Source organism: Synechococcus sp. Tobar12-5m-g, from assembly GCF_024345415.1.
Taxonomy (GTDB): Bacteria; Cyanobacteriota; Cyanobacteriia; order PCC-6307; family Cyanobiaceae; genus Regnicoccus.
Genome location: NZ_JAGQBB010000008.1, coordinates 14,990 through 36,596 on the forward strand (window position 1 = coordinate 14,990; position 21,607 = coordinate 36,596).

Annotated in this window: 25 protein-coding genes; 16 read left to right on the forward strand and 9 right to left on the reverse strand. The window is 67.0% G+C overall.

Annotated elements, in window-relative coordinates; translation table 11 throughout:
• Positions 1-4 precede the first annotated feature (4 nt).
• Positions 5-940, forward strand: coding sequence for an agmatinase (gene speB / locus KBY66_RS06595; protein WP_255088475.1), 936 nt, complete (start codon positions 5-7; stop codon positions 938-940).
• Here the strand turns inward: speB and KBY66_RS06600 are convergent.
• Both KBY66_RS06600 and KBY66_RS06605 read right to left on the reverse strand, forming a co-directional pair.
• Entirely contained in the window at positions 934-1,293 is a 360-nt protein-coding gene (locus tag KBY66_RS06600) for a Crp/Fnr family transcriptional regulator (protein WP_255088476.1), read from the reverse strand. The two genes, speB and KBY66_RS06600, sit on opposite strands and share 7 nt — an antisense overlap.
• 192 nt (positions 1,294-1,485) lie before the next feature.
• Positions 1,486-1,737 carry a hypothetical protein gene (locus tag KBY66_RS06605; RefSeq protein WP_255088477.1) on the reverse strand — a complete coding sequence of 84 codons (252 nt, stop codon included), beginning with the start codon at positions 1,735-1,737 and terminating at the stop codon, positions 1,486-1,488.
• 178 nt (positions 1,738-1,915) lie between these two features.
• Here KBY66_RS06605 and gcvT point away from each other — a divergent pair, with 178 nt between their 5' ends.
• The 10 genes from gcvT (at position 1,916) to KBY66_RS06655 (ending at position 14,265) form a co-directional block, all read left to right on the forward strand.
• Entirely contained in the window at positions 1,916-3,073 is a 1,158-nt protein-coding gene (gcvT, locus tag KBY66_RS06610; protein WP_255088478.1) for a glycine cleavage system aminomethyltransferase GcvT, read from the forward strand.
• Positions 3,074-3,129: 56 nt separating this feature from the next.
• Positions 3,130-4,947: an aspartate--tRNA ligase gene (gene aspS / locus KBY66_RS06615; RefSeq protein WP_255088479.1), complete on the forward strand. Its 1,818-nt coding sequence runs from the start codon at positions 3,130-3,132 to the stop codon at positions 4,945-4,947.
• A gap of 6 nt (positions 4,948-4,953) precedes the next feature.
• Positions 4,954-6,231: a mannosyltransferase family protein gene (locus KBY66_RS06620; RefSeq protein ID WP_255088480.1), complete on the forward strand. Its 1,278-nt coding sequence runs from the start codon at positions 4,954-4,956 to the stop codon at positions 6,229-6,231.
• 93 nt (positions 6,232-6,324) lie between these two features.
• The gene (locus tag KBY66_RS06625) at positions 6,325-6,813 is read left to right on the forward strand and encodes a Dps family protein (protein ID WP_255088481.1); all 489 of its coding nucleotides are present in this window, start codon (positions 6,325-6,327) and stop codon (positions 6,811-6,813) included.
• Between the two features lie 306 nt (positions 6,814-7,119).
• Positions 7,120-8,793 carry a CTP synthase gene (locus tag KBY66_RS06630; RefSeq protein WP_255088483.1) on the forward strand — a complete coding sequence of 558 codons (1,674 nt, stop codon included), beginning with the start codon at positions 7,120-7,122 and terminating at the stop codon, positions 8,791-8,793.
• Entirely contained in the window at positions 8,794-9,456 is a 663-nt protein-coding gene (locus KBY66_RS06635) for a 7-carboxy-7-deazaguanine synthase QueE (protein ID WP_255088484.1), read from the forward strand. It begins immediately after the preceding gene.
• A 60-nt stretch (positions 9,457-9,516) separates the two neighbouring features.
• Positions 9,517-10,461 carry a UDP-glucuronic acid decarboxylase family protein gene (locus KBY66_RS06640; protein WP_255088485.1) on the forward strand — a complete coding sequence of 315 codons (945 nt, stop codon included), beginning with the start codon at positions 9,517-9,519 and terminating at the stop codon, positions 10,459-10,461.
• A gap of 44 nt (positions 10,462-10,505) precedes the next feature.
• Positions 10,506-11,807: a histidine--tRNA ligase gene (hisS, locus tag KBY66_RS06645; RefSeq protein WP_255088486.1), complete on the forward strand. Its 1,302-nt coding sequence runs from the start codon at positions 10,506-10,508 to the stop codon at positions 11,805-11,807.
• Positions 11,807-13,243 (forward strand): nucleotide sugar dehydrogenase, encoded by a 1,437-nt coding sequence (locus tag KBY66_RS06650; protein WP_255088488.1) that lies wholly within the window; start codon positions 11,807-11,809, stop codon positions 13,241-13,243. Before hisS ends, KBY66_RS06650 begins: the two co-directional genes overlap by 1 nt.
• Positions 13,243-14,265, forward strand: coding sequence for an NAD-dependent epimerase (locus KBY66_RS06655; protein WP_255088489.1), 1,023 nt, complete (start codon positions 13,243-13,245; stop codon positions 14,263-14,265). The genes KBY66_RS06650 and KBY66_RS06655 overlap by 1 nt, the downstream gene beginning before the upstream one ends.
• Here the strand turns inward: KBY66_RS06655 and KBY66_RS06660 are convergent.
• The 6 genes from KBY66_RS06660 to KBY66_RS06685 all read right to left on the reverse strand — a co-directional run bounded on the left by KBY66_RS06660 (position 14,241) and on the right by KBY66_RS06685 (position 16,421).
• Positions 14,241-14,441 carry a photosystem II reaction center protein J gene (locus KBY66_RS06660; protein ID WP_255088490.1) on the reverse strand — a complete coding sequence of 67 codons (201 nt, stop codon included), beginning with the start codon at positions 14,439-14,441 and terminating at the stop codon, positions 14,241-14,243. The genes KBY66_RS06655 and KBY66_RS06660 overlap by 25 nt on opposite strands.
• Positions 14,442-14,456: 15 nt before the next feature.
• Positions 14,457-14,576: a photosystem II reaction center protein L gene (locus KBY66_RS06665; protein ID WP_071800396.1), complete on the reverse strand. Its 120-nt coding sequence runs from the start codon at positions 14,574-14,576 to the stop codon at positions 14,457-14,459.
• Positions 14,577-14,586: 10 nt separating this feature from the next.
• Positions 14,587-14,724 (reverse strand): cytochrome b559 subunit beta, encoded by a 138-nt coding sequence (gene psbF / locus KBY66_RS06670; protein ID WP_255088491.1) that lies wholly within the window; start codon positions 14,722-14,724, stop codon positions 14,587-14,589.
• 5 nt (positions 14,725-14,729) lie between these two features.
• Complete coding sequence (gene psbE, locus KBY66_RS06675) at positions 14,730-14,978, reverse strand: cytochrome b559 subunit alpha (RefSeq protein ID WP_255088494.1); 249 nt, start codon at positions 14,976-14,978, stop codon at positions 14,730-14,732.
• An 88-nt stretch (positions 14,979-15,066) separates the two neighbouring features.
• On the reverse strand, positions 15,067-16,062 hold the full coding sequence (locus KBY66_RS06680) for a photosynthesis system II assembly factor Ycf48 (protein WP_255088495.1): 996 nt from the start codon (positions 16,060-16,062) through the stop codon (positions 15,067-15,069).
• A gap of 5 nt (positions 16,063-16,067) precedes the next feature.
• A complete protein-coding gene (locus tag KBY66_RS06685; protein WP_255088497.1) occupies positions 16,068-16,421 on the reverse strand; it encodes a rubredoxin in 354 nt (117 codons plus the stop codon).
• Positions 16,422-16,608: 187 nt separating this feature from the next.
• Between KBY66_RS06685 and KBY66_RS06690 the strand changes: the two genes are divergently transcribed.
• Genes KBY66_RS06690 through KBY66_RS06700 form a run of 3 tightly spaced genes read left to right on the forward strand, consistent with a single transcriptional unit; the run spans position 16,609 to position 18,329 of the window.
• Positions 16,609-16,971 (forward strand): NAD(P)H-quinone oxidoreductase subunit 3, encoded by a 363-nt coding sequence (locus KBY66_RS06690; protein WP_255088498.1) that lies wholly within the window; start codon positions 16,609-16,611, stop codon positions 16,969-16,971.
• A 13-nt stretch (positions 16,972-16,984) separates the two neighbouring features.
• On the forward strand, positions 16,985-17,779 hold the full coding sequence (locus KBY66_RS06695) for an NADH dehydrogenase subunit K (protein ID WP_255088499.1): 795 nt from the start codon (positions 16,985-16,987) through the stop codon (positions 17,777-17,779).
• Complete coding sequence (locus KBY66_RS06700; RefSeq protein ID WP_255088500.1) at positions 17,772-18,329, forward strand: NAD(P)H-quinone oxidoreductase subunit J; 558 nt, start codon at positions 17,772-17,774, stop codon at positions 18,327-18,329. The genes KBY66_RS06695 and KBY66_RS06700 overlap by 8 nt, the downstream gene beginning before the upstream one ends.
• Before the next feature lie 37 nt (positions 18,330-18,366).
• Here KBY66_RS06700 and yvcK read toward each other — a convergent pair whose 3' ends face one another.
• Complete coding sequence (yvcK, locus tag KBY66_RS06705) at positions 18,367-19,701, reverse strand: uridine diphosphate-N-acetylglucosamine-binding protein YvcK (RefSeq protein WP_255088501.1); 1,335 nt, start codon at positions 19,699-19,701, stop codon at positions 18,367-18,369.
• 224 nt (positions 19,702-19,925) lie between these two features.
• Here yvcK and KBY66_RS06710 point away from each other — a divergent pair, with 224 nt between their 5' ends.
• Positions 19,926-20,669, forward strand: coding sequence for an ABC transporter ATP-binding protein (locus KBY66_RS06710; protein ID WP_255088584.1), 744 nt, complete (start codon positions 19,926-19,928; stop codon positions 20,667-20,669).
• A 45-nt stretch (positions 20,670-20,714) separates the two neighbouring features.
• A complete protein-coding gene (locus KBY66_RS06715; RefSeq protein ID WP_315855488.1) occupies positions 20,715-21,599 on the forward strand; it encodes an MlaD family protein in 885 nt (294 codons plus the stop codon).
• Positions 21,600-21,607: the final 8 nt, after the last annotated feature.

The window sequence follows — 21,607 nt, forward strand, 5'->3', positions numbered from 1 at the left end:
ACCGATGGGCGATCTGTTCGAGACCGATGGGGCCCTGTTCATGGCGGCCCGCCGCGATCCGGCCGGTTGCCGGGTGGGCCTCTACGGCGTGCCCTACGACGGCACCACCTCCTTCCGGCCGGGCGCCCGCTTCGGGCCAGCGGCGATCCGGGAGGTGAGCAACGGCCTGGAAACCCATGACCCCCAGCTGGATCTGGATCTCGAGGATCTGCCCTTCGCCGACCTCGGTGCCGTGGCCATCCCGTTCGGAGCGCCCGAACCGGTGGTGGCCGCGGTGCGCCGGGCCACCGAAGCGGTGCTGGGGATGGGCCTGCGCCCTCTGATGCTGGGCGGCGAGCACTCGATCAGCAGCGGTGCGGTGGCGGCTGTGGCCGCCCGCCACCCGGATCTGGTGCTGGTGCAGCTCGATGCCCACGCCGACCTGCGGGACAGCTGGCTGGGCTCCCGCCACAACCATGCCTGCGCCATGCGCCGCTGCCTGGAGGTGCTCCCCAGCGGTGAGTTGCTGCAGATCGCCATCCGCAGTGGCACCCGGGCGGAATTCAGCGAACTGCGCAGCAGCGGGCGCCTGGTGGGGCCAGGCCCTGGGCTCTCCCTGCATCCCGAGCGGTTGCATGCGGATCTGGAGGCGGCCCTGGCGGCCCACCGCGGCCGGCCCCTCTACCTCACCGTGGACCTCGACTGGTTCGATCCCGCGGTGATGGCGGGCACAGGCACGCCGGAGCCGGGGGGCTTTCTCTGGGGCCACTTCAGCGGCCTGGTGGAGGAACTTCGCCACCACAACCTGGTGGCGGCGGATGTGGTGGAACTGGCGCCGATGCTCGATCCCACCGGTTGCAGCGCCGTGCTGGCGGCCAAGGTGACCCGCAGCCTGCTGCTCCTGCTCGGCTTTGCCCGTTCGCAGGGTTCAGGAGCAGGGGTGAGTAGACGGGGTCAGTAGCAGTAGGAGCCGCTGGAGCGCTGCTCCCTCAGGCGCCGGTGCTGCTGAGCGATCAGCAACACCGCCAGGGTGGGATGGTTGTGAAGGAGGTTCAGAAAACTCAGCCTGCCAAGCTTCACCACTTCGACCGGCGTGCGGGCCAGGGCATCCATCCTGAACGCGCCGCCCCTCCAGACGATGTCCAGGTAGCTGAACAGCTCACCGGGCCTGTAGCAGACCCGCTCTCCTGATTTGTCGATCAGCTCGACGATGCCCTTACGCAGCCCATAGATGGCGTTCACAGGCTCACCCTGGCGAAAGATGCGGGTGCCGGTGGGCAGAGTGAACGTTTCGCCATCCACCTGGGAGGCCAACAGATCTACCGGAAGAGCCTTCGCGGGTTGGACCAACCATCTACCTCCTTACAGGGCGAGATCAACGAAGTCGTTCGCCTGAATCGATCAGGCCAACTCCAGCAAACCAGGCCAACTCCAGGAATCTGGTGTGCCTGGCGACAAAGGCGCCAATCCCCACTTCTAGCGGAGCTTCAGCGTTTTCGGCGACTTTCAGGACACCAAGGCCGGCTCCAGCAGGCCGGCGATGGAAAGCTGCTGATCGGAGCTGACCTGGGGCTCCAGAGAAAACGCCTGGAAGGGCTTCCCGCTGGAGCGTGCCCCTGGGGGCGTCCAGTGATGACAGGAGAGTTCACCACTCCAGTCCGGATGGATGGCCAGCCTCCTGAGCATGCACCAGCCCGGTGCACCGCCCTGGGGGGTGATGCAGTGGCTGCAACTCCGACAGCTGGGGCGCTGGCCCATGAGCAGGTGAACGTCTTGGATTCAAGGGTCCCAAGGTACAGAGACCGAAGACTGTCAAGCAGGGGTAGAACCGAACCTCCCGGAAGTCTTCCGGATTGGCGCTTCTGCCAACCGGTCGTCCGACCAGCCCATCGGCCTCCATAGGATCCCGTTGATCCCCCCTGATCGCTTGGCTTCCATGGACCCTCATCCCATTCCCGCGGCGATCCATCCGCTCAGGCGGACTCCCCTGGCCGACCTCTGCCAGGGAGCCGGAGGGCGCATGGTGCCGTTCGAGGGCTGGGACATGGCGGTCCAGTTCAAGGGCTTGGTGGAGGAACACCGGGCCGTGCGGGAGCACTGCGGTGTCTTTGACATCTCCCACATGGGGGTGCTGTCGTTGCAGGGCGATGGGGTGAAGGAGGCCCTGCAACGGCTCGTGCCCAGCGACCTGGATCGCATCGGACCCGGTGAAGCCCTCTACACCGTGCTCCTCAACGACGCCGGCGGCATTCTTGACGACCTGATCATCTACGACCAGGGCCGCGTCGACGGGTCTGCAGGCCCCACCGACGCCCTGGTGCTCGTGATCAATGCCGGCTGCGCCGAGGCCGACACCGCCTGGATCCGCGCTCAGCTGGCTGGGCATGCGGTGCAGATCAACGACCGCAAGGCCGACGGCGTGCTGCTCGCCTTGCAGGGCCCTGAAGCGCCCGCCCTGCTGGAGGCCCTGACCGGCGAGAGCCTGGCGGGCTTGCCCCGTTTCGGCCACCGCTCCGTGCATCTGAACGGCCGGGCTGATGGAGCCGCGGCCGGGGCCTCCGTGTTCGTGGCCCGCACGGGGTACACCGGCGAAGATGGCTTTGAACTGCTGCTGGATCGGCAGGGGGGCCGGGCGCTCTGGCAGCAGTTGCTCGCCGAAGGGGTCGCCCCCTGCGGCCTTGGCGCCCGTGACACCCTGCGCCTGGAGGCGGCCATGCACCTCTACGGCCAGGACATGGACGCCACCACCACCCCCCTGGAAGCCTCCCTGGGCTGGCTGGTCCACCTGGAGATGCCCGCCGACTTCATCGGCCGCGGCGCCCTCGAACGCCAGACCGCCGACGGGGTGGGCCGGCGGCTGGTCGGGCTGAAGCTGCAGGGCCGGGCGATCGCCCGCCATGGCTATCCGGTGCTGCAAGGCGACGAAGTGGTGGGGGTAATCACCAGCGGCACCTGGTCCCCCACCCTGCAGGAGGCGATCGCCCTGGCCAGCGTGCCGGCCACGGCCGCCAGGCTGGGCACCGAACTGGATGTCGAGATCCGCGGCCGCCGGCAACCTGCGGTGGTGGTGAAGCGCCCCTTCTACCGGCGTTGAGCTGATCGGCGATCTGCCCCCTGTGGGAAACTCCCTGACTCTCCTGTTTTCTCGCGATGCGCAGCCACGGATGCGGCGACCTGCGCCGTGAGGTCATCGGCCAGAGCGTCCAACTCTGCGGCTGGGTCGACCGGCGCCGCGACCACGGTGGGGTGATCTTTGTCGACCTGCGCGACCGCAGCGGCACGGTCCAGATCACTGTGGACCCAGACCTTGGTGCCGAGGCCTTCGCGCTGGCCGAGCACCTGCGCAACGAAACGGTGCTGCGGGTGGAGGGCCGGGTGAGGCCCCGGCCAGCGGCGTCCAGCAACGACCGGCTCGCCACCGGCGCCATCGAAGTGTTGGCGAGCACCATCACGGTGCTCAACGGAGTGAAGGGCAATCTCCCCTTCCAGGTGTCGGTGCACGACGACGAGAGCGTGCGCGAGGAGCTGCGCCTGCGTCACCGGTATCTCGATCTGCGGCGTGAACGCATGGGGCGCAACCTTCGCCTGCGCCACCGCACGATCCAGGCGGCCCGCCGCTTCCTCGAAGACGAAGGCTTCATCGAGGTGGAAACGCCGATCCTGACGCGCTCCACCCCGGAAGGGGCCCGCGACTATCTGGTGCCCTCGCGGGTGAATGGGGGTGAATGGTTCGCCCTGCCCCAGTCCCCCCAGCTGTTCAAGCAGCTGCTGATGGTGGGAGGCATCGAGCGCTACTACCAGGTGGCCCGCTGCTTCCGCGACGAGGACCTGCGGGCCGACCGCCAGCCGGAATTCACCCAGCTGGACATGGAAATGAGCTTCCTGGAGGAAGAGCAGATCCTGGCCCTGAACGAGCGGATGATCGCCGCGATCTGGAAGGCCGTGAAAGGGATCGAGCTTCCCCTGCCTTTCCCCCGGCTCCCCTGGTCCGAAGCGATGGAGCGCTACGGCACCGACCGGCCCGACACCCGCTACGGCCTGGAGCTGGTGGACGTCAGCGACATCGTGGCAGGTATGGGCTTCAAGGTGTTTGCTGGTGCCGTGGCCAGCGGCGGGGCGGTGAAGGTGATCGCCATTCCCGGTGGCAACGAGGCGATCAGCAATGTGCGAATCAAGCCCGGCGGCGATGTGTTCGCCGAGGCCCAGACGGCCGGGGCCGGCGGACTGGCCTTCATCCGGGTGCGGGAGGGCGGCACGATCGATTCGATCGGCGCGATCAAGGACAACCTCTCGGCCCAGAGGACGGCCGAGCTGCTCAGCCGCACAGGAGCCCTGCCCGGCACCCTGCTGCTCTTCGGCGCCGGCGACACCGCCACGGTGAACAAGGCCCTCGACCGGGTGCGTCAGTTCCTGGCCAGGGAGCTGGGCCTGGTGCCAGACGATCGGGCCAACGACCGCTGGAACTTTCTCTGGGTGGTGGACTTTCCGATGTTTGGGTTCAACGCCGACGAGGACCGCCTCGAAGCCCTGCACCACCCCTTCTGTGCCCCCAACCCGGATGATCTCGGCGCCGATCCTGCCGCCTGGGGCGAGCGGCTGCCCACGGCGAGGGCCCAGGCCTACGACCTGGTGCTCAATGGCCTGGAGCTGGGGGGCGGCTCCCTGCGCATCCACGATTCGGCCCTGCAACGGCAGGTGCTGAAGACCATCGGCCTGCCCCCCGAGGAGGCGGACCGCCAGTTCGGCTTCCTGCTCGAAGCCCTCGATCTGGGGGCGCCCCCCCATGGCGGCATCGCCTTCGGCCTCGACCGCATGGTGATGCTCCTGGCCGGCGAGGAATCGATCCGCGACACGATCGCCTTCCCGAAAACCCAGCAGGCCCGCTGCCTGCTCACCCGGGCGCCGGCCGACGTAAGCGCTCAACAGTTGGAGGAGCTGCACGTGGCCAGCACCTGGAGCGACGACTGAGTCCCGATGGGCCAGGCCAACCCCAACTCCGGCAGGCTCCAAGTCACCCCAGCCGATTCAGTCGTGAAGGAGAGTCTGTTCGTCCTCGGCAGCTGGGCCCTCAGCCGCCTGTTCATCCTGGGCCCCCTGGCGCTTGCGGCCGGTCGAGGCGAGGTGAAACCCTTCCCCCAGCTTCTCCTGATCTGGGACACGGTTCATTACATCACCATCGCCCAGGAGGGCGCCACTGGCGAGCTGCTGGCCTTTTTCCCCCTGTTTCCCTGGTTGCTGCAGGCCCTGGGCGACAGGAGCGAGAGCCAGCTCCTCTGGCTGGGCCTGGCTTTGGCGAACGGAGCCTTCCTGTTGGCCCTGTTCGTATTGCATCGGCAAGCCAAACAGCTCTGGGGTGGCCGTGCCGCCAGCTGGACCGTGCTGATCAGTTGCTTCAATCCATTCAGCATCTTTTGCAGCATTCCCTACACCGAATCGCTGTATCTCCTCCTGACGGCTGCTTCGCTCTGGCTCTCTCAGCTCAGGTCTCCGGCGGGATGGGGGCTGATCGGCTCCGGCGGCCTGGGAGCACTCGCCGCAGCCACGCGCCCGACCGGAATTGTGCTGGCGCCTGCCCTGTTGATCGCTGGTCTTGCCAGGAGGCGCCCCTGGCAGGGAGTGCTGGCGGCAGGACTCACGAGCCTGGGCCTGTTCTCCGTCATGGGCCTCTGCTGGAGAGCCAGCGGCAATCCATTGGCTTTTCAGGCGGCCCAGAAGGGATGGGGTCTCACCCCCGGCCTGAACCTGAGCGGCTTGCCCTCCTGGGGGCGCCTGCTTGGCCAGATCCTGCTGGGGCCAGGAAACACAGCCCGTGGGGCAGTGACCGACCTGTGGTACCCCGCAGCAATGGCCCTGCTGCTGGGGCTCGGCGTTGTGTCGTTTCAGCAACGGCTGCGCCGTCCCACTCTCAGCTTTTCCATGGGAGCCTTCGCCATCGTTGCCGGCTGGATTGTGGGCGGCGCCCCCTTTTTGAATGGATCTGTGATCGCCGCCAGCGTTGGCCTGCTGATCTGGGGATGGGGACGGATTCCATGGCCCTTCAGCCTGTTCGGCTGGCTGAGTCTGTTCAGCTATCTGCTCAAGCAAAGCACCATCAGCCTGGAGCGCCATCTCTATGCCACCGTTCCCATCCTGCTGCTGGCTGGGCTGTGGGGCAGCACCCACCTCCGCTGGGCGCGCTGGCTGATTGCCTTTGGCAGCCTTCTTGCGGTGACCTTTTCGCTGCGCTTGTCCCGCGGCGCCTGGGTTGGCTGAGCCAGCCCTGAGGCTGCAGGTCCAACGATTTTCAACCAGAGACCCCCCTGGGGGGTTTCCCCGGCTACAACAAGATCACAGCGTACGAGTGGCATGAGCATCGCCGAAGCCCCCCTCATCGACATCGGCATCCCGGAAACCCAGCGCCGTGAGATCGCCGAGGGGCTGGGCCGGTTCCTGGCGGACAGCTACGTGCTCTACGGCAAAACCCACGGCTTCCACTGGAACGTGACTGGACCGATGTTCAACACGCTCCATCTGATGTTCATGGATCAGTACACGGAGCTCTGGACCGCGCTCGACGTGATCGCCGAGCGGATCCGCGCCCTGGGTTTCCCAGCCCCCTACGGCGGAGCGCACTTCGCTGCCCTTGCCTCGATTCCCGAAAGTGAGGGCCGTCCCGGTGCCCTCGCGATGGTGCGCGAGCTGGTGCTGGGCCACGAAGCCGTGGCCCGCACCGCCCGCGGCCTGTTCCCCCTGGTGGCCGCGGCCGACGATCAGCCCACCGCCGATCTGCTCACCCAGCGGTTGCAGATCCATGAGAAAACCGCCTGGATGTTGAGGAGCCTGCTGGAGGCCTGACCCCCGCAGGCGCATGTAGGTGGGGAAGGGCAACAGCCAGAACGTAACGGGCCGCCTCGCGCCCAGACGCGCCGGCTGTTCAGACTCCGGCTGCGTCCGAGCCGGACCGCTCTCCCCGCAAACGCCCACCCCCAGCGCCCGTCTTCTTCCCCCTCCCTGCGCCCCCTCCGCTCTACGGGGTCTGCCCGCAGGCGGCATTCCAGCGCGCGGCGCTGGTGGCCGCCGCAGGGCAGACCCCGTAGAGCGGAAGAACTGGTCAAGGTCGGTAGATTGAAGAGTCCGCCAGTGCCCGAGGCCCCAGCGTCCATGGCGAAGTTCGTGTTCGTGACCGGGGGGGTGGTGTCAAGCATCGGCAAGGGGATCGTGGCGGCCAGCCTGGGGCGGCTGCTCAAATCCCGCGGTTACAGCGTTTCGATCCTCAAGCTCGATCCCTACCTCAACGTGGATCCGGGCACGATGAGCCCTTACCAGCACGGTGAGGTGTTCGTCACCCAGGACGGCGCCGAGACCGATCTGGATCTGGGCCACTACGAGCGCTTCACCGACACCGCCATGTCGCGCCTGAACAGCGTGACCACCGGTTCGATCTACCAGGCCGTGATCAACAAGGAGCGCCGGGGCGACTTCAACGGCGGCACCGTCCAAGTGATTCCCCACATCACCCGCGAGATCCGGGAGCGCATCCACCGCGTCGCCGCCGACAGTGGCGCCGACGTCGTGATCACCGAGATCGGCGGCACCGTGGGCGACATCGAATCCCTGCCGTTCCTCGAAGCGATCCGGGAGTTCCGCGGCGACGTGGGCCGCCGCGACCTGGCCTATGTGCACGTCACCCTGCTGCCCTTCATCGGTACGTCCGGGGAGATCAAGACCAAACCCACCCAGCACTCGGTGAAGGAGTTGCGCTCGATCGGAATCCAGCCCGACCTGTTGGTGTGCCGCAGCGACCGGCCGATCAGCGACGAACTCAAGGCCAAGATCGGTGGCTTCTGTGGGGTCTCCACCAAGGCGGTGATCCCCGCCCTCGATGCCGACAGCATCTACGCGGTGCCGATCACCCTGGAGCGCGAGGGCCTCTGCCGCGAGGTGCTCGACGTGCTCGACCTGGAAGACCACGAAAGTGACATGGCCCGCTGGGCCGAATTGGTGCGCAAGCTGCGCAACCCGGGCCCGGCTGTGAAGGTGGCCTTGGTCGGCAAGTACGTGACCCTCAACGATGCCTACCTGTCGGTGGTGGAGGCCCTGCGCCACGCCTGCATCGATCGCGACGCCTCCCTCGACCTGCATTGGGTCTGCGCCGAGCAGATCGAAACGGAGGGAGCCGATGCTCTGCTGGAGGGCATGGATGCGGTGGTGGTACCGGGAGGCTTCGGCAACCGCGGCGTGGATGGCAAGGTGACAGCGATCCGCTGGGCACGGGAGCAGCGGGTGCCCTTCCTCGGCCTGTGCCTGGGCATGCAGTGCGCCGTGATCGAGTGGGCCCGCAACCTGGCCGCACTCGCCGGGGCGACAAGTGCCGAACTCGATCCCGAGGCCGCCCACCCGGTGATCCACCTGCTGCCGGAGCAGCAGGATGTGGTGGATCTGGGCGGCACGATGCGGCTGGGGGTTTACCCCTGCCGCCTGGCCTCAGGCACCCTGGCCTCCACCCTCTATGGCGAGCAGGTGGTCTATGAACGGCACCGGCACCGCTACGAGTTCAACAACGCCTACCGCAGCCTTTTTCTTGAATCGGGCTTCACGATCAGCGGCACCTCCCCCGATGGTCGCCTGGTGGAACTGATCGAGCTGGGCGACCATCCTTTTTTTGTCGCCTGCCAGTTCCACCCGGAATTCCTCTCCCGGCCCGGCCGCCCCCATCCCCTGTTCCAGGGCCTGATAGGGGCGGCTCAGCACCGGCTGCCAGCGACCCCGGCGGAAGTACCCAACTCCCTGGAGGCGATCCCGCGCCAGGCCTGTGGGGTGCCGGTCTCAAGCTGAATGGCTGAGCCAACCGCCGGCAACGCCGCAGGGTTCTTGCCGGTGGTGGAAACCTTTCACTCCCTGCAGGGGGAAGGGGCCCATGCCGGCCGCAGCGCCTTCTTCATCCGGCTGGGCGGTTGCACGGTGGGCTGTTCCTGGTGCGACACCAAGCACTCCTGGCCCGCCGGAGTGCACCCGCAGACCGCGATCACGGAGTTGGCCGCCAGGGCGGTGGCGGCGACGAGGGCCGGAGCCGGCTTTGTGGTGATCACCGGCGGGGAGCCTCTCCACCACAACCTCGATGCCCTGTGCGAGGCCCTTCACCCCCTGACGCTCCACCTGGAAACCAGCGGGGTGGATCCGCTCTCCGGGCGCTTCGACTGGATCACGCTCTCCCCCAAGCCCCATCGCCCCCCCAGCGAGGAAGCCCTGGGCCAATGCGACGAGCTCAAGGTGGTGGTGCAGGGGTCGGCCGATCTCCCCTTCGCCGAGCGGATGGCCACCGCGGCGATCGAGGCCCGCCACCGCCGTTACGCCCAGCGAACGGCAGCCCCTCCCGTGCTCCTGCTCCAGCCCGGTTGGGAGTGCCCAGCTGGACGAGACCTGGCGATCGCCTTCGTGCGCCAGCAGCCAGGCTGGCGACTCAGTCTGCAGACCCACAAATGGCTCGGTGTTCGTTGAGCGGCCAGGCGTGCGGTCACGCCAGCGGCAATACACTCTGACGGACTGTGAGCAGGACCGGTGAGCACGACCCCAAAGCGCAATCTCGTCACCGGTGGGGCCGGCTTCGTGGGCTCCCATCTGGTCGACCGGCTGATGGAGGCGGGCGAGGAGGTGATCTGCCTCGATAACTACTTCACCGGTCGCAAAGTCAACATCACCGGCTGGATCGGCCATCCGCGTTTTGAGCTGGTCCGCCACGACGTCACCGAACCGATCCGGCTGGAGGTGGACCGGGTCTGGCACCTGGCCTGTCCCGCCTCACCGGTGCATTACCAGCACAACCCGATCAAGACCGCCAAAACAAGTTTCCTCGGCACCTACAACATGCTCGGCCTGGCCCGTCGGGTCGGGGCCAGGCTGCTAATGGCAAGCACCAGCGAGGTGTACGGCGATCCCGATGTGCACCCCCAGCCGGAGAGCTACCGGGGCTGCGTCAACACTCACGGCATCCGAGCCTGCTACGACGAGGGTAAGCGGGTGGCGGAAACCCTCTGCTACGACTACCACCGTATGCACGGCACGGAAATCCGCATCGCCCGGATCTTCAACACCTACGGGCCTCGCATGCTGCCGGATGACGGCCGGGTGGTGAGCAATTTCATCGTCCAGGCCCTGCGGGGCGAGTCGCTCACCCTCTACGGCGACGGCAGCCAGACCCGCAGCTTCTGCTTTGTGGACGATCTGGTGGAGGGCCTGATCCGGCTGATGAACGGCAACCACCCCGGCCCGATCAACATCGGCAATCCCGGCGAATTCACGATTCGCGAGCTGGCGGAACTGGTGCGCGATCGCATCGACCCCTCCCTTCCCCTGATCACCCTGCCGCTGCCCCAGGATGATCCGATGCAACGGCAACCGGTGATCACCCTGGCCGAGCGGGAGCTCGGTTGGCAGCCCACCGTGGCCCTGAGCGATGGGCTCGATCGCACCATCGCCGATTTCCGCCGCCGCCTGGCGGCCTGAGAACCTGCGGCCCCGCAAACTGGGCAGCAGTGCTGAGCCCTGGTGTGGAGAAACTGCAGTCCCTGCGGGGCATGGTCGACCTGCTGCCGGAGCAGACGGCCCTCTGGCAGCAGGTGGAAGCCTGTGCCCGCCAGCAGTTCCGCCGGGCCGCCCTGGCCGAGATCCGCACGCCCATTCTCGAGACCACCGAGCTGTTCGCCCGGGGCATCGGCGCCGCCACCGATGTGGTGGGCAAGGAGATGTACACCTTTGAAGACCGGAGCCAGCGCAGCTGCACGCTCCGGCCGGAAGGAACCGCCTCGGTGGTTCGCGCCGTGCTCCAGCACGGCCTGCTCAGCCAGGGGCCGCAGCGGCTCTGGTACGGCGGACCGATGTTTCGCTACGAGCGTCCCCAGGCGGGGCGCCAACGCCAGTTCCACCAGCTGGGCGTGGAGCTGCTTGGCTTCGGCGATCCCCGCAGCGACGCCGAAGCGATCGCGATCGCCTGGGATCTGCTCATGGCCCTGGGAATCGGGTCCCTGTCACTGGAACTCAACTCCCTGGGTGATGCCGCCGACCGGGCCCTCTACCGAGAAGAGCTGGTGCAGTGGCTGGAAGCGCGCCGCCACCAGCTCGATCCCGAAGCCCAGGCGCGGATCAGCACGAATCCCCTGCGCATCCTCGATAGCAAGTCAACGGACACCCAGGCTGTGCTGGCCGAGGCGCCCTTGCTCGCAGACAGCCTGAGCGAGGCGAGCCGCCAACGCTTCAACAGGGTGCGGCAGGCCCTGGATCAACTGGGGATTCCCTACCAGCTCAACCCCCGGTTGGTGCGGGGCCTGGACTACTACACCCACACGGCCTTTGAAATCACCAGTGCTGAGCTCGGCGCCCAGGCCACCGTCTGTGGCGGCGGCCGTTACGACGGCCTTGTGGAGCAGCTGGGTGGGGCGCCCACCCCTGCTGTGGGCTGGGCAATCGGTCTGGAGCGGCTGGTGCTTCTGCTCAGCACAACGAAGACCTCCGATGGCTTGGTCCAGGGGCCCCGTCCGGATGTGTACCTCGTCAGCCGGGGTGAGGCGGCGGAGCTGCAGGCCCTGGCCCTGGCCCAGCAGCTCCGCCGGGGCGGTTGCGCCGTCGACCTGGATCTCTCCGGTGCCGCCTTTGCCAAGCAGCTCAAACGGGCCGATCGATCCGGCGCGCCCTGGGCCCTGTTGATCGGCGATGGCGAAATCGACCAAGGGGTGGTGATCCTCAAGAATCTGCGTCACTCGGGCGAACAGCGGCTGGATCCGCAAGGGGCTGTGAAGATGCTGCTGGCTGAGCTCTGCGATGCTGGGCCACAGTCTTTGCACCCACAGACCTGATGAGCGCCACCCCGGAGATCCGCACCATCTGCTGCATCGGAGCCGGCTACGTAGGAGGGCCCACGATGGCGGTGATCGCCGATCGTTGCCCGGGGATCCAGGTCACGGTGGTGGATCTGAACGCGGCCAGGATCGCTGCCTGGAACGATGCCGACACCAGCCGGCTGCCCGTCTACGAGCCGGGCCTGGCGGCGGTGGTGGAACGCTGCCGCGGCCGCAACCTGCACTTCACCACCGAGGTGAATGGGGCGATCGCCGCCGCCGACATGGTGTTTCTTTCTGTTAATACCCCCACGAAGACCCGGGGGATCGGCGCCGGCGAGGCTTCCGATCTGCGCTGGATCGAGGCCTCGGCCCGTCAGGTGGCCGCCGTGGCCCAGGGCCACACAATCGTGGTGGAGAAGAGCACGCTGCCGGTACGCACCGCCGAAACCGTCAAGGCGATCCTCAGCGCGGCCCAGAATCAGCCCAGCGAGGGCTCAACGGAACCCGCCAAAACCTTTGCGGTGCTCTCCAACCCGGAATTCCTGGCGGAAGGCACGGCGATCCCGGATCTGGAGAACCCGGACCGGGTGCTGATCGGCGGCGATGAACCCGCCGCGATCGAGGCCCTGGCCTCGATCTATGGCCACTGGGTGAGCCCGGAGCGGATCCTGCGCACCAACCTCTGGAGCAGCGAGCTCTCCAAGCTCACCGCCAATGCGTTCCTGGCCCAGCGAATCTCCTCGATCAACGCCATTGCCGCCCTCTGTGAGGCCACCGGCGCCGATGTGGGCGAGGTGGGGCGGGCGATCGGCACGGATTCCCGCATCGGCAAGCGATTTCTGGCGGCGGGGCCAGGCTTTGGCGGCAGCTGCTTCCAGAAGGACATCCTCAACCTGGTCTACCTCTGCCGCCACTACCGGCTCGAGGAGGTGGCCCGCTACTGGCAGCAGGTGGTGGAACTCAACAGCTGGCAGCAGCAACGGATTGCGCGGCTGGTGGTGAGCCGGCTGTTCGGCACAGTGAGCGGCAAGCGCATCGCCGTGCTGGGCTTCGCGTTCAAGGCCGACACCAACGACACCCGGGAAGCCCCGGCGATCCGCATCTGCCGCGACCTGCTTGAGGAGGGCGCCCACCTGGCGATCCACGACCCCAAGGTGGGTGGCAGCCAGATCAGCACCGACCTGGGCTGTCCGGAAACGGTGGGTGGGGCCCTGGCTGGTCTTGGCGGGGAGGGCAGCTGGGAGGGCAGTGCCAGCGTGATGGACGCGGCCGCCGGCGCCGATGCGGTGGTGGTGCTCACCGAGTGGAGCGCCTTCCGCCAGCTCGACTGGCGGGCGATCGCGGCAGTGATGCGCTCGCCGTCCTGGCTGTTCGATGCCCGCGCCATCACCGATGCCGCAGCGGCCCGGGCGGCGGGGCTCCAGGTCTGGCGGGTGGGCGAAGGCGATTGATGACCGTTCTGGTCACCGGAGCGGCCGGCTTCATCGGCGCCGCGGTGGCGGAGCGGCTGCTGGAGCGGGGGGAGCGGGTGATCGGCCTCGACAACCTCAACAGCTACTACGATCCGGCCCTGAAGCAAGCCCGGCTGGAGCGGTTGCAGCGGCACCTTGGGTTCCAGTTCCACCAGCTGGATCTGGAGAACGGCACGGCGATCGCGCAGCTGTTCGCCGCCCAGCGGCCCAGCCGGGTGGTGCACCTAGCCGCCCAGCCGGGGGTGCGCTATTCGCTGGAGAACCCGCTGGCCTACGTGAACAGCAACGTGGTGGGCTTCCTCTCAATCCTGGAGGGGTGCCGCCACCACGGCATCAAGCACCTGGTGTATGCGTCGAGCAGCTCGGTGTATGGCGGCAACCGCCGCCTGCCGTTCTCCGAGCAACACGCGGTGAACCATCCGGTGAGCCTCTATGCGGCCACCAAGAAAGCCAACGAGCTGATGGCCCACACCTACAGCCACCTCTACGGCCTGCCTGCCACAGGCCTGCGCTTTTTCACCGTGTACGGACCCTGGGGTCGGCCGGACATGGCGCCGATGCTGTTCGCCCGCGCGATCCTGGCCGGGGAGCCGATCCGGGTGTTCAACCAAGGCCGGATGGAGCGTGACTTCACCTACATCGACGACATCGTCGAGGGGGTGGTGCGCTGCCTGAACAAGCCAGCAACAGCCGCTGCGAACTTCGACCCGCAGGCTCCGGATCCGGCCACGGCGGCGGTGCCCCATCGGCTGTTCAACATCGGCAACAGCCAGCCGGTTGGCCTGCTGGAGTTCATCAGCCTGCTGGAGCAGGCCCTGGGCAAGAAGGCCTTGCAACACCTGGAGCCCATGCAACAGGGTGACGTGGCCTCAACCGCGGCAGACACCTCAGCCCTGGAGCAGTGGGTGGGATTCGCACCCCACACGCCCCTGGAGGAGGGGGTGGAGCGCTTTGCCGCCTGGTATCGAAGCTGGGATCAGGCAGAACCCACGGCCACGTAGGAGCCGTAGAAGAACAGACCGACCACGAAGATCACGGCAATACCGCCGGCCGTGGCCACCAACCAGAGGGGGAGGGCTCCTTCCGTCCAACGACTGCGCCAAGCCACGGCTGGCCGACCATCCGGAAGACGGTCGGGAATGCGGCCATCGGGCTGGGCTGATTTCTTACCGCTCATGGCGAGATCTCCAGGTCAGTTGAAGAAGTAGCTGGTGAACAACACGCCGATCACAAAGACCAACAGCAGGCCCAGATAGAGGCTGGTGCGGTTCAACTCAACCGGCAGGTTGTTCGGATTCGGGTTGCGCTCCATGGTTCTGAATTCAGCGACGGACGAACTGCATGGCAGCAAGGGCACCCAGGAAAAACACCGTGGGAATGCCCAGAGCATGAACCGAGAGCCAGCGCACCGTGAAGATCGGGTAATTGCGCGGCGTGGTGGCGGTGGGGGATTGGCTCATGGGGGTTACTTCAGGCGCAGATCAAGCTGGCTCTTGCCTTCGTAGCGCTGGCTCACCACGGGCGCCTTGGCTTCTTGGGCCTGAAAATAGGCATCCGGCCGTGGAGTGCCGAAGGCGTCGTAGGCGAGGCCTGTGGACACAAACAGAAAACCAGCCAGGAAGATCGCGGGCAGGGTCACCGCGTGGATCACCCAGTAACGGATGCTGGTGATGATCTCGAAAAAGGGGCGTTCCCCGGTGGAGCCGGCAGCCATGGCAGCGGGCAATTCAACTGATGAATCTTAAGGGTCGGCCCGGGAGCAACGGGAGGGAATCGGGTGGTTGGTTACACAGGGGCGTCGATCAGCCCACCCAGCGCAGCAGATTGCCGCGTTCCCCCAGCACGAAGCCCTTGCCATCGGGCGTGAACGCGAGGCGGGTGAAGTTGGTGGGCTGCTCCGCTCCCACAGGATCGCGCTGCCAGCTGGCGCCCCCATCCCGGCTGACCAGAAGGGTGCCGTTGCCACCCCCGGTCCAGATCGACCCGCTGGGGTCCCAAGCCATGTCGAGGTAACCGAAGCCATTGGTGATCGGGATGACCGGCTTGCTCCAGGCATCGAGATCGGCGGCATCGGCGTTGAAGCGGAGCTGGGCGCCCCGGGTCACCATCCAGAGGTTCCCCTCAGGCTGGAAGCCCATGCTCTGGACCCGCTGGCTGCTGATCCGCTGATGGGGCTGCCAGATCTGCTGGCCAGGCTGCCAGGTGGCGAAGAAGTTCCCCAGGCTGGACACACTGACGTAATGACCTTCCGGTGAGCGTCGCAGGTCCCGGACGGCGCCGGCCGCGTCACTCACCTCCGCCTGCCAGCTGGCGCCGCCGTCGTCGCTGCGGTAGATCGCGCCCACCGTGGTCGCCAGCTCCGCCTGGCTTGGCCCGAGGGCGGTGATCAGGTAGGGCTCGCCTGGCAGCTTCGTGTCGAGCAGCAGGCGCTCCCAGTTCTGGCCGGCATCGGTGCTGTGCAGCAGCAGGCCGGGCTGCCCGGCGATCCAGCCCTCCTTCCCGGTGAAGTCGACACTGATCAGCCGGTAGTTGTCGCCATCCGGCAGGGCCAGGGCCCGCTCCTGCCAATGGGCACCGCCGTCCTCGGTTTCAAGGATCAGGCGGTTGCTGCCCACCAGGAAGCCGTGCCGCCCGTCGCTGAAGGCCAGATCAAGGGGGCTGGCGTTGGTGTTGAGCTCCACGGGTTGCCAAGGGCTGGTGGCAGCCAGGGCCAGGCCGGAGGTGACACAGCCACTCAGCCCAAGACTGAGACCGAGGGCCAGCAGCAGGCCGAGCAGGGAAGGGAGCAGACGGTTCACGGGGCTCAACGAAGGGAATAAAGGGAAAGGAAAAAGGCGAAGGCCAGCGCGAAACCTCCGAAGATCAACACGTTCTTCTGGCCCGGGGTGAGCCTGTTGACGCCCAGGCCGAAGTTGAGGTTCTCTTCAAAGCCGCTCGCCTGGCTGCGCGGGCCGATGTCCCGGAAGGCGCCGACCCGGCTGCGGCAAACCGGACAGCGGAACCCCACCGGGTCCAGGGCGCTGAAGGGGGTGCCGGCGGCGATGGAGAGCTTGCGGATGCCCTCGTCGGGGTCGTAGACGAACCCGCAGCTGCGGCATTCGAAGCGATGGGTGTCGGGGTTCGATCCCTCCACCGCCACCGGTTCGGGAGCAGCCATCCCAACGGGCTGAGCCGGCTCTGGTCCGTTGTCCTGACCCTGGGTCATGGCGATGGAACCCCTGCCGTCAGCCGGAACTCTATCGAGGCCCACTGGGGGGATGGATGGGGGCGAGGGATGGACCGTGGGGCGAACCCTTCAATTTCTGTCCCTGGGTGCCAGACTTCCGGCCAGGTTCGATCGGCCGATGTTCGTTCTCCCCGGCTATGACGCCTTCCTGGGCTTTCTGCTGATCTCGGCGGCGGTCCCGGTGCTGGCGCTGGTCACCAACAAGCTGCTCGCTCCGCAATCCCGGAGCGGTGAGCGGCGGCTCACCTACGAATCGGGCATGGAGCCGATTGGCGGTGCCTGGATCCAGTTCAACATCCGCTATTACATGTTCGCGTTGGTCTTCGTGATCTTCGATGTGGAAACGGTGTTCCTCTACCCCTGGGCCGTGGCCTTCCACCGCCTCGGCCTGCTGGCCTTCATCGAGGCCCTGATTTTCATCTCGATCCTGGTCGTCGCCCTGGCCTACGCCTGGCGCAAGGGCGCCCTGGAATGGAGCTAACTGGATTCCCAAGATGACGATCACCCCTTCCCCAACCAACCCAACCGCGGTGCAGGCCACCGGAGCCGCCCCATCAATCGATGCCCTGCGCGATCTGCGGGCCGCCACCTGCAACCCGGTCGGAGCGCCCACGGTCACCTCGGATCTCTCCGAGAACGTGATCCTCACCAGCCTCGATGATCTGCACAACTGGGCCCGGCTGAGCAGCCTCTGGCCCCTGCTGTATGGAACCGCCTGCTGCTTCATTGAGTTCGCCGCCCTGCTGGGTTCCCGTTTCGACTTCGACCGTTTCGGGCTGGTGCCCCGCTCCAGCCCGCGCCAGGCCGACCTGTTGATCACCGCCGGCACGGTGACGATGAAGATGGCCCCGGCCCTGGTGCGCCTCTACGAACAGATGCCCGAGCCCAAGTACGTGATCGCCATGGGCGCTTGCACGATCACCGGCGGCATGTTCAGCGCCGACTCCACCACGGCCGTTCGCGGCGTTGACAAGCTGATTCCGGTGGATTTGTACATCCCCGGTTGCCCGCCGCGACCCGAGGCGATCTTCGACGCCGTGATCAAGCTCCGCAAGAAAGTGGGCAACGAAGCCCTGGCCGAACGGGGCAACCTCCTGCCCACCCACCGCTATCTCACGATCGAGCACCAGCTCAAGGCCGTTGCCCCGATCGTCACCGGGGCTTACCTGAAGGCTGAAACCCAGCAGGCTGCCCTTGCCGAAGCGGCTGGTCTGCCGATGGCGGCATCGGGCGAATCAGCCCAGACCCCCGAGCCGATTCCTGCCAGCAGCGCCACCTCCAATGCCTGATCCCTCTGCCGATCCCGCTCTCTCAGCTGAGCCCGCCGCCGAGCTGGCCGCCCCCGCTTCCGGTCCGATCAGCGACTGGCTCAGCGGCCAGGGCTTCGATCACCAACCGCTCGGAACCGACCATGTCGGCGTCGAGCTGATCGGCGTCGAGCCCCTGTTTCTGCCGGCCCTGGCCTCGGCCCTCAAAGCCGCAGGTTTCGACTACCTGCAGTGCCAGGGCGGCTACGACGAAGGCGCCGGAGGAAACCTGGTGAGCTTCTATCACCTCGTGAAACTGGGGGTGGCGGCCGAACCTGCCCCTGGCAGCCGGCCCGAGGAAGTGCGCTTGAAGGTGTTCCTGCCCCGGGATGGCGCCCTCACGATCCCCAGCCTTTATGGCCTTTTCCGTGGTGCGGACTGGCAGGAACGGGAAACCTTCGACATGTACGGCATTGAATTCGAGGGCCACCCCCACCCGAAGCGCTTGCTGATGCCCGAAGACTGGAAGGGCTACCCGCTCCGCAAGGATTATGTGCAGCCCGATTTCTACGAGCTTCAGGACGCTTACTGAGGATGGCAAACCAGCCGGCAGCCTGGGGTGACTCGGTTCAGCTTAAATCAAGCGCCTTGTTCCCCTTGATCTTGCGGTAGAAGCGCATCACCGCCTGGGCGAGGCTGCGCGGGTCGTGCCGCAGGCTGGCCGTGGGTTGGGTTCCTTGCAAGGCGGCCTGCATCACCTCGTAGCCCTGGCTCCGCAGCTTGGGCGCGTCGCAGAGAACCGGCTCGGCGCCCCGGGATCGGTAGTGGTGAATCAACCTGTTGTCCCGGAGGCTCTCCTGGGCCAGCACAGCCGTGAACAGCCGTTCTTCCACTCCAAGGCTGGCCAACTGGGCTTCGATCGCCCGCAGATGGCCCTCGACATCCAGTCGATCGGTTTCACCGGGCTGGGTCATCAGATTGCAGATGTAGAGGCGGGGGGCCTTGCTGCGGCTGATCGCCTCAACGAGCTGGGGCACCAGCAGGTTGGGCAGCAGCGAGGTGTAGAGGCTGCCTGGGCCGAGCACGATCAGTTCGGCGTTGGCGATGGCTTCGAGGGCCCGCGGCAGGGCCGGTGGACGCTCTGGAATGCAGCCGAGCCTCACGATCGGGCTGGTGGCTTGGCCGATGCTTGATTCTCCTTCGATGCGCTCGCCGTTCTCCAGCTCAGCCCAGAGGCGCACATCGGCCGTGGTGGCGGGCACCACCTGGCCCTGCACCGCCAGCACGCGGCTGCTGGCGGTGATCGCTGACTCCAGGCTGCCGGTGATCGCCGTGAGGGCGGTGAGGAAAAGATTGCCGAAGCTGTGGCCTTCCAGGCCACTACCGGCCTGGAAGCGGTATTGAAACAACCGGGTGAGCAGGGGCTCCTCGCGGGCCAGGGCGGCCAGGCAGTTGCGGATGTCGCCGGGGGGCTGCACCCCCAGTTCACGCCGCAGCACACCGCTGCTGCCGCCGTCGTCGGCCACGGTGACGATCGCGGTGATGTTGCTGCTGTAGCGCTTCAGCCCACTGAGCAGGGTGGCCAGGCCGGTGCCACCGCCGATCGCCACCACGCTGGGGCCCCGGTTCAGCCGCCGCTGGGCCAGCAGGGCATCCACCAGCACAGTGCCCTTCTCAGGAGCCAGGGCCTGCTGGATCGAGTCGAAGCTGCGGCTCTGTCCCCAGATCACCAGGGCCGCCCCGGCCAGCAGCACCAAGGGGCCGGTGATCCCTCGGGGCAGCACCTGGGTGAGCTGGGACAGCAGCCAGTTGAGCGATTCCAGCGACCAGTAGATCGGCTTGAGATCGGCGAGGATGGCGGCCCCCAGCAGGGCAAGGACCAGCCCCAGACCGGAGGTGAACACCCACCGCTTGACCACCAGGCCCGGCTGCAGCCAGCGGACCGCCCGCCTGGAGCGGCTCATCAGATCCTGTTGACGCTGATCCCCCCGCCCGATCCAGCCGGGACGGCGAACCGGCCTGCCGCTCAGGCGTCGGGGCAAATGGGGGCGCTGGGGGTTCAAACCGATGGGGCGTCACGCCACAGCACGGAGTCGTTGGAACTGTACGAATGAACGCCAAGGAACGCCCACCGCATCCATCCCGCTCCGGCGTGGAGCAGCCGGTGGTGGAACTGGAGGGTCTGAGCATGCGCTGGGGGGAGAACACGGTGCTCGACGGAATCAGCCTGGCCCTCCAGGAAGGGGAGCGGCTGGCCGTGGTGGGACCCTCGGGAACCGGCAAATCCACCGTGCTGCGCATCCTGGCCGGGCTGCTGCTGCCCACCGACGGGGAGCTGCGCATCAACGGCGTCCCCCAGAGCTACCTGCGCATTGACCAGCCCCATCCCCCCGATGTACGGCTGGTCTTCCAGAACCCGGCCCTGCTGGCCTCCCTGACGGTGGGGGAGAACGTTGGATTCCTGCTGTATCAGCACAGTGGCCTGAAGGAGCAGGAGATCCGTAGCCGGGTGCACAGGGCGCTGGAGGCGGTCGGGCTGCTGGGGATCGAGGACCAACTGCCAGGAGAGCTCAGCGGTGGCATGCAGAAGCGGGTGAGCTTCGCCCGGGCGCTGATCGAGGATCCCAGCCGCTCCACGGGCCAGCACCCCGTGCTTCTGTTCGACGAACCCACCGCCGGCCTGGATCCGGTGGCCTGCACCCGCATCGAGGATCTGATCGTCACCAGCAGCCGGCTGGCGGGGGGGTGCTCGGTGGTGGTGAGCCATGTGATGAGCACGATCCTGCGCTCGGCCGAGCGGGTGGCGATGCTCTACGACGGCCATCTGCAATGGTGTGGCGCCATCGCAGATTTCACCACCACGGATAATCCGTATGTGGCTCAGTTTCGAAGCGGTAGTCTGCAGGGCCCGATGCAACCTGCGGAGCTCTGAGTCGTCATGCGGCGAAGCGTGCGAGAGGCTCTGGTTGGATTTTCCTTGCTCGGCGCCATCGCGGGAAGCTTCGGGTTGTGGCTCTGGCTGCGCGGGATCTCGCTCAGTCAGAACAACTGGATCGTCAGGGCGCGCTTCGAGGATGCCGCCGGCCTCGCCGATCGCTCACCGGTGATCTATCGCGGCGTTCAGGTGGGCAGTGTCAAGCGGATCCAAACCACCTCGGAGGCGGTGCTGGCGGAACTGGAGATCAGCGACCCCAGGCTGCGGCTGGCCCGTCCGGCCATCGCCCAGGTGCAGACCGGCTCCCTGCTGGGGGGCGATGCCCAGGTGGCCCTGATCAGCACCGGCCACCCCCTACCCGCCTCCAGCCCGAATCCCCGCGACAAGGACTGCGACAAGGCCCTGATGGTGTGCGCCGGCAACGAGCTCAACGGTGTTGCCGCCGCCAACTTGCAAAGTGTCACCGAACTGATGCAGGAGCTCCTCGCCCAGGCCGAGCGCGAAAAAATCCTGCCGCAGCTGGCCTCCACCACCCGCAGCTTCGATGCCACCTCCCGGGAGGCCCAGATCTTCATCAAGGAAGCCCAGCGGCTGGTCAAGGACCTGAACGCGGCGGTGGGCAAAGCGGATCCGATCCTGGCCAACCTCAATGCCGCCAGCGCCGAAGCCGTTGCCGCCGGCCGCCACGTCCGCAACCTCACCGCCACCCTGGACAACCCCAAGACCCTCGCCGAGCTCAAGACCACCGTGGGCAACGCCCAGCGCCTCACCGCCCGGGTCGATGCGGTGGGGGGGGATGTCAGCAAGCTCACCAGCGACCCCGTGTTCATGGATGGCGTGCGCAGCGTCGCGATCGGGCTGGGCCAACTGTTCGACGAGCTCTACCCGGCCCAGACCAAAGCAGGCAAGGCCAAGGGGGGGGAGTAGGCGCCGTA

What these genes read in the sequence shown, in the direction of transcription:
- KBY66_RS06690 (WP_255088498.1), top strand. Translation starts at nt 16,609, where the DNA reads ATGTTCGTTCTCCCCGGCTATGACGCCTTCCTGGGCTTTCTGCTGATC.
- KBY66_RS06625 (WP_255088481.1), top strand. Translation starts at nt 6,325, where the DNA reads ATGAGCATCGCCGAAGCCCCCCTCATCGACATCGGCATCCCGGAAACC.
- KBY66_RS06635 (WP_255088484.1), top strand. Translation starts at nt 8,794, where the DNA reads ATGGCTGAGCCAACCGCCGGCAACGCCGCAGGGTTCTTGCCGGTGGTG.
- KBY66_RS06605 (WP_255088477.1), bottom strand. Translation starts at nt 1,737, where the DNA reads ATGGGCCAGCGCCCCAGCTGTCGGAGTTGCAGCCACTGCATCACCCCC.
- psbF (WP_255088491.1), bottom strand. Translation starts at nt 14,724, where the DNA reads ATGAGCCAATCCCCCACCGCCACCACGCCGCGCAATTACCCGATCTTC.
- yvcK (WP_255088501.1), bottom strand. Translation starts at nt 19,701, where the DNA reads ATGAGCCGCTCCAGGCGGGCGGTCCGCTGGCTGCAGCCGGGCCTGGTG.
- KBY66_RS06650 (WP_255088488.1), top strand. Translation starts at nt 11,807, where the DNA reads ATGAGCGCCACCCCGGAGATCCGCACCATCTGCTGCATCGGAGCCGGC.
- KBY66_RS06620 (WP_255088480.1), top strand. Translation starts at nt 4,954, where the DNA reads ATGGGCCAGGCCAACCCCAACTCCGGCAGGCTCCAAGTCACCCCAGCC.
- aspS (WP_255088479.1), top strand. Translation starts at nt 3,130, where the DNA reads ATGCGCAGCCACGGATGCGGCGACCTGCGCCGTGAGGTCATCGGCCAG.
- psbE (WP_255088494.1), bottom strand. Translation starts at nt 14,978, where the DNA reads ATGGCTGCCGGCTCCACCGGGGAACGCCCCTTTTTCGAGATCATCACC.
- KBY66_RS06655 (WP_255088489.1), top strand. Translation starts at nt 13,243, where the DNA reads ATGACCGTTCTGGTCACCGGAGCGGCCGGCTTCATCGGCGCCGCGGTG.
- speB (WP_255088475.1), top strand. Translation starts at nt 5, where the DNA reads ATGGGCGATCTGTTCGAGACCGATGGGGCCCTGTTCATGGCGGCCCGC.
- KBY66_RS06665 (WP_071800396.1), bottom strand. Translation starts at nt 14,576, where the DNA reads ATGGAGCGCAACCCGAATCCGAACAACCTGCCGGTTGAGTTGAACCGC.
- KBY66_RS06710 (WP_255088584.1), top strand. Translation starts at nt 19,926, where the DNA reads ATGCGCTGGGGGGAGAACACGGTGCTCGACGGAATCAGCCTGGCCCTC.
- KBY66_RS06685 (WP_255088497.1), bottom strand. Translation starts at nt 16,421, where the DNA reads ATGGCTGCTCCCGAACCGGTGGCGGTGGAGGGATCGAACCCCGACACC.
- KBY66_RS06700 (WP_255088500.1), top strand. Translation starts at nt 17,772, where the DNA reads ATGCCTGATCCCTCTGCCGATCCCGCTCTCTCAGCTGAGCCCGCCGCC.
- KBY66_RS06695 (WP_255088499.1), top strand. Translation starts at nt 16,985, where the DNA reads ATGACGATCACCCCTTCCCCAACCAACCCAACCGCGGTGCAGGCCACC.
- KBY66_RS06660 (WP_255088490.1), bottom strand. Translation starts at nt 14,441, where the DNA reads ATGAGCGGTAAGAAATCAGCCCAGCCCGATGGCCGCATTCCCGACCGT.
- KBY66_RS06630 (WP_255088483.1), top strand. Translation starts at nt 7,120, where the DNA reads ATGGCGAAGTTCGTGTTCGTGACCGGGGGGGTGGTGTCAAGCATCGGC.
- gcvT (WP_255088478.1), top strand. Translation starts at nt 1,916, where the DNA reads ATGGACCCTCATCCCATTCCCGCGGCGATCCATCCGCTCAGGCGGACT.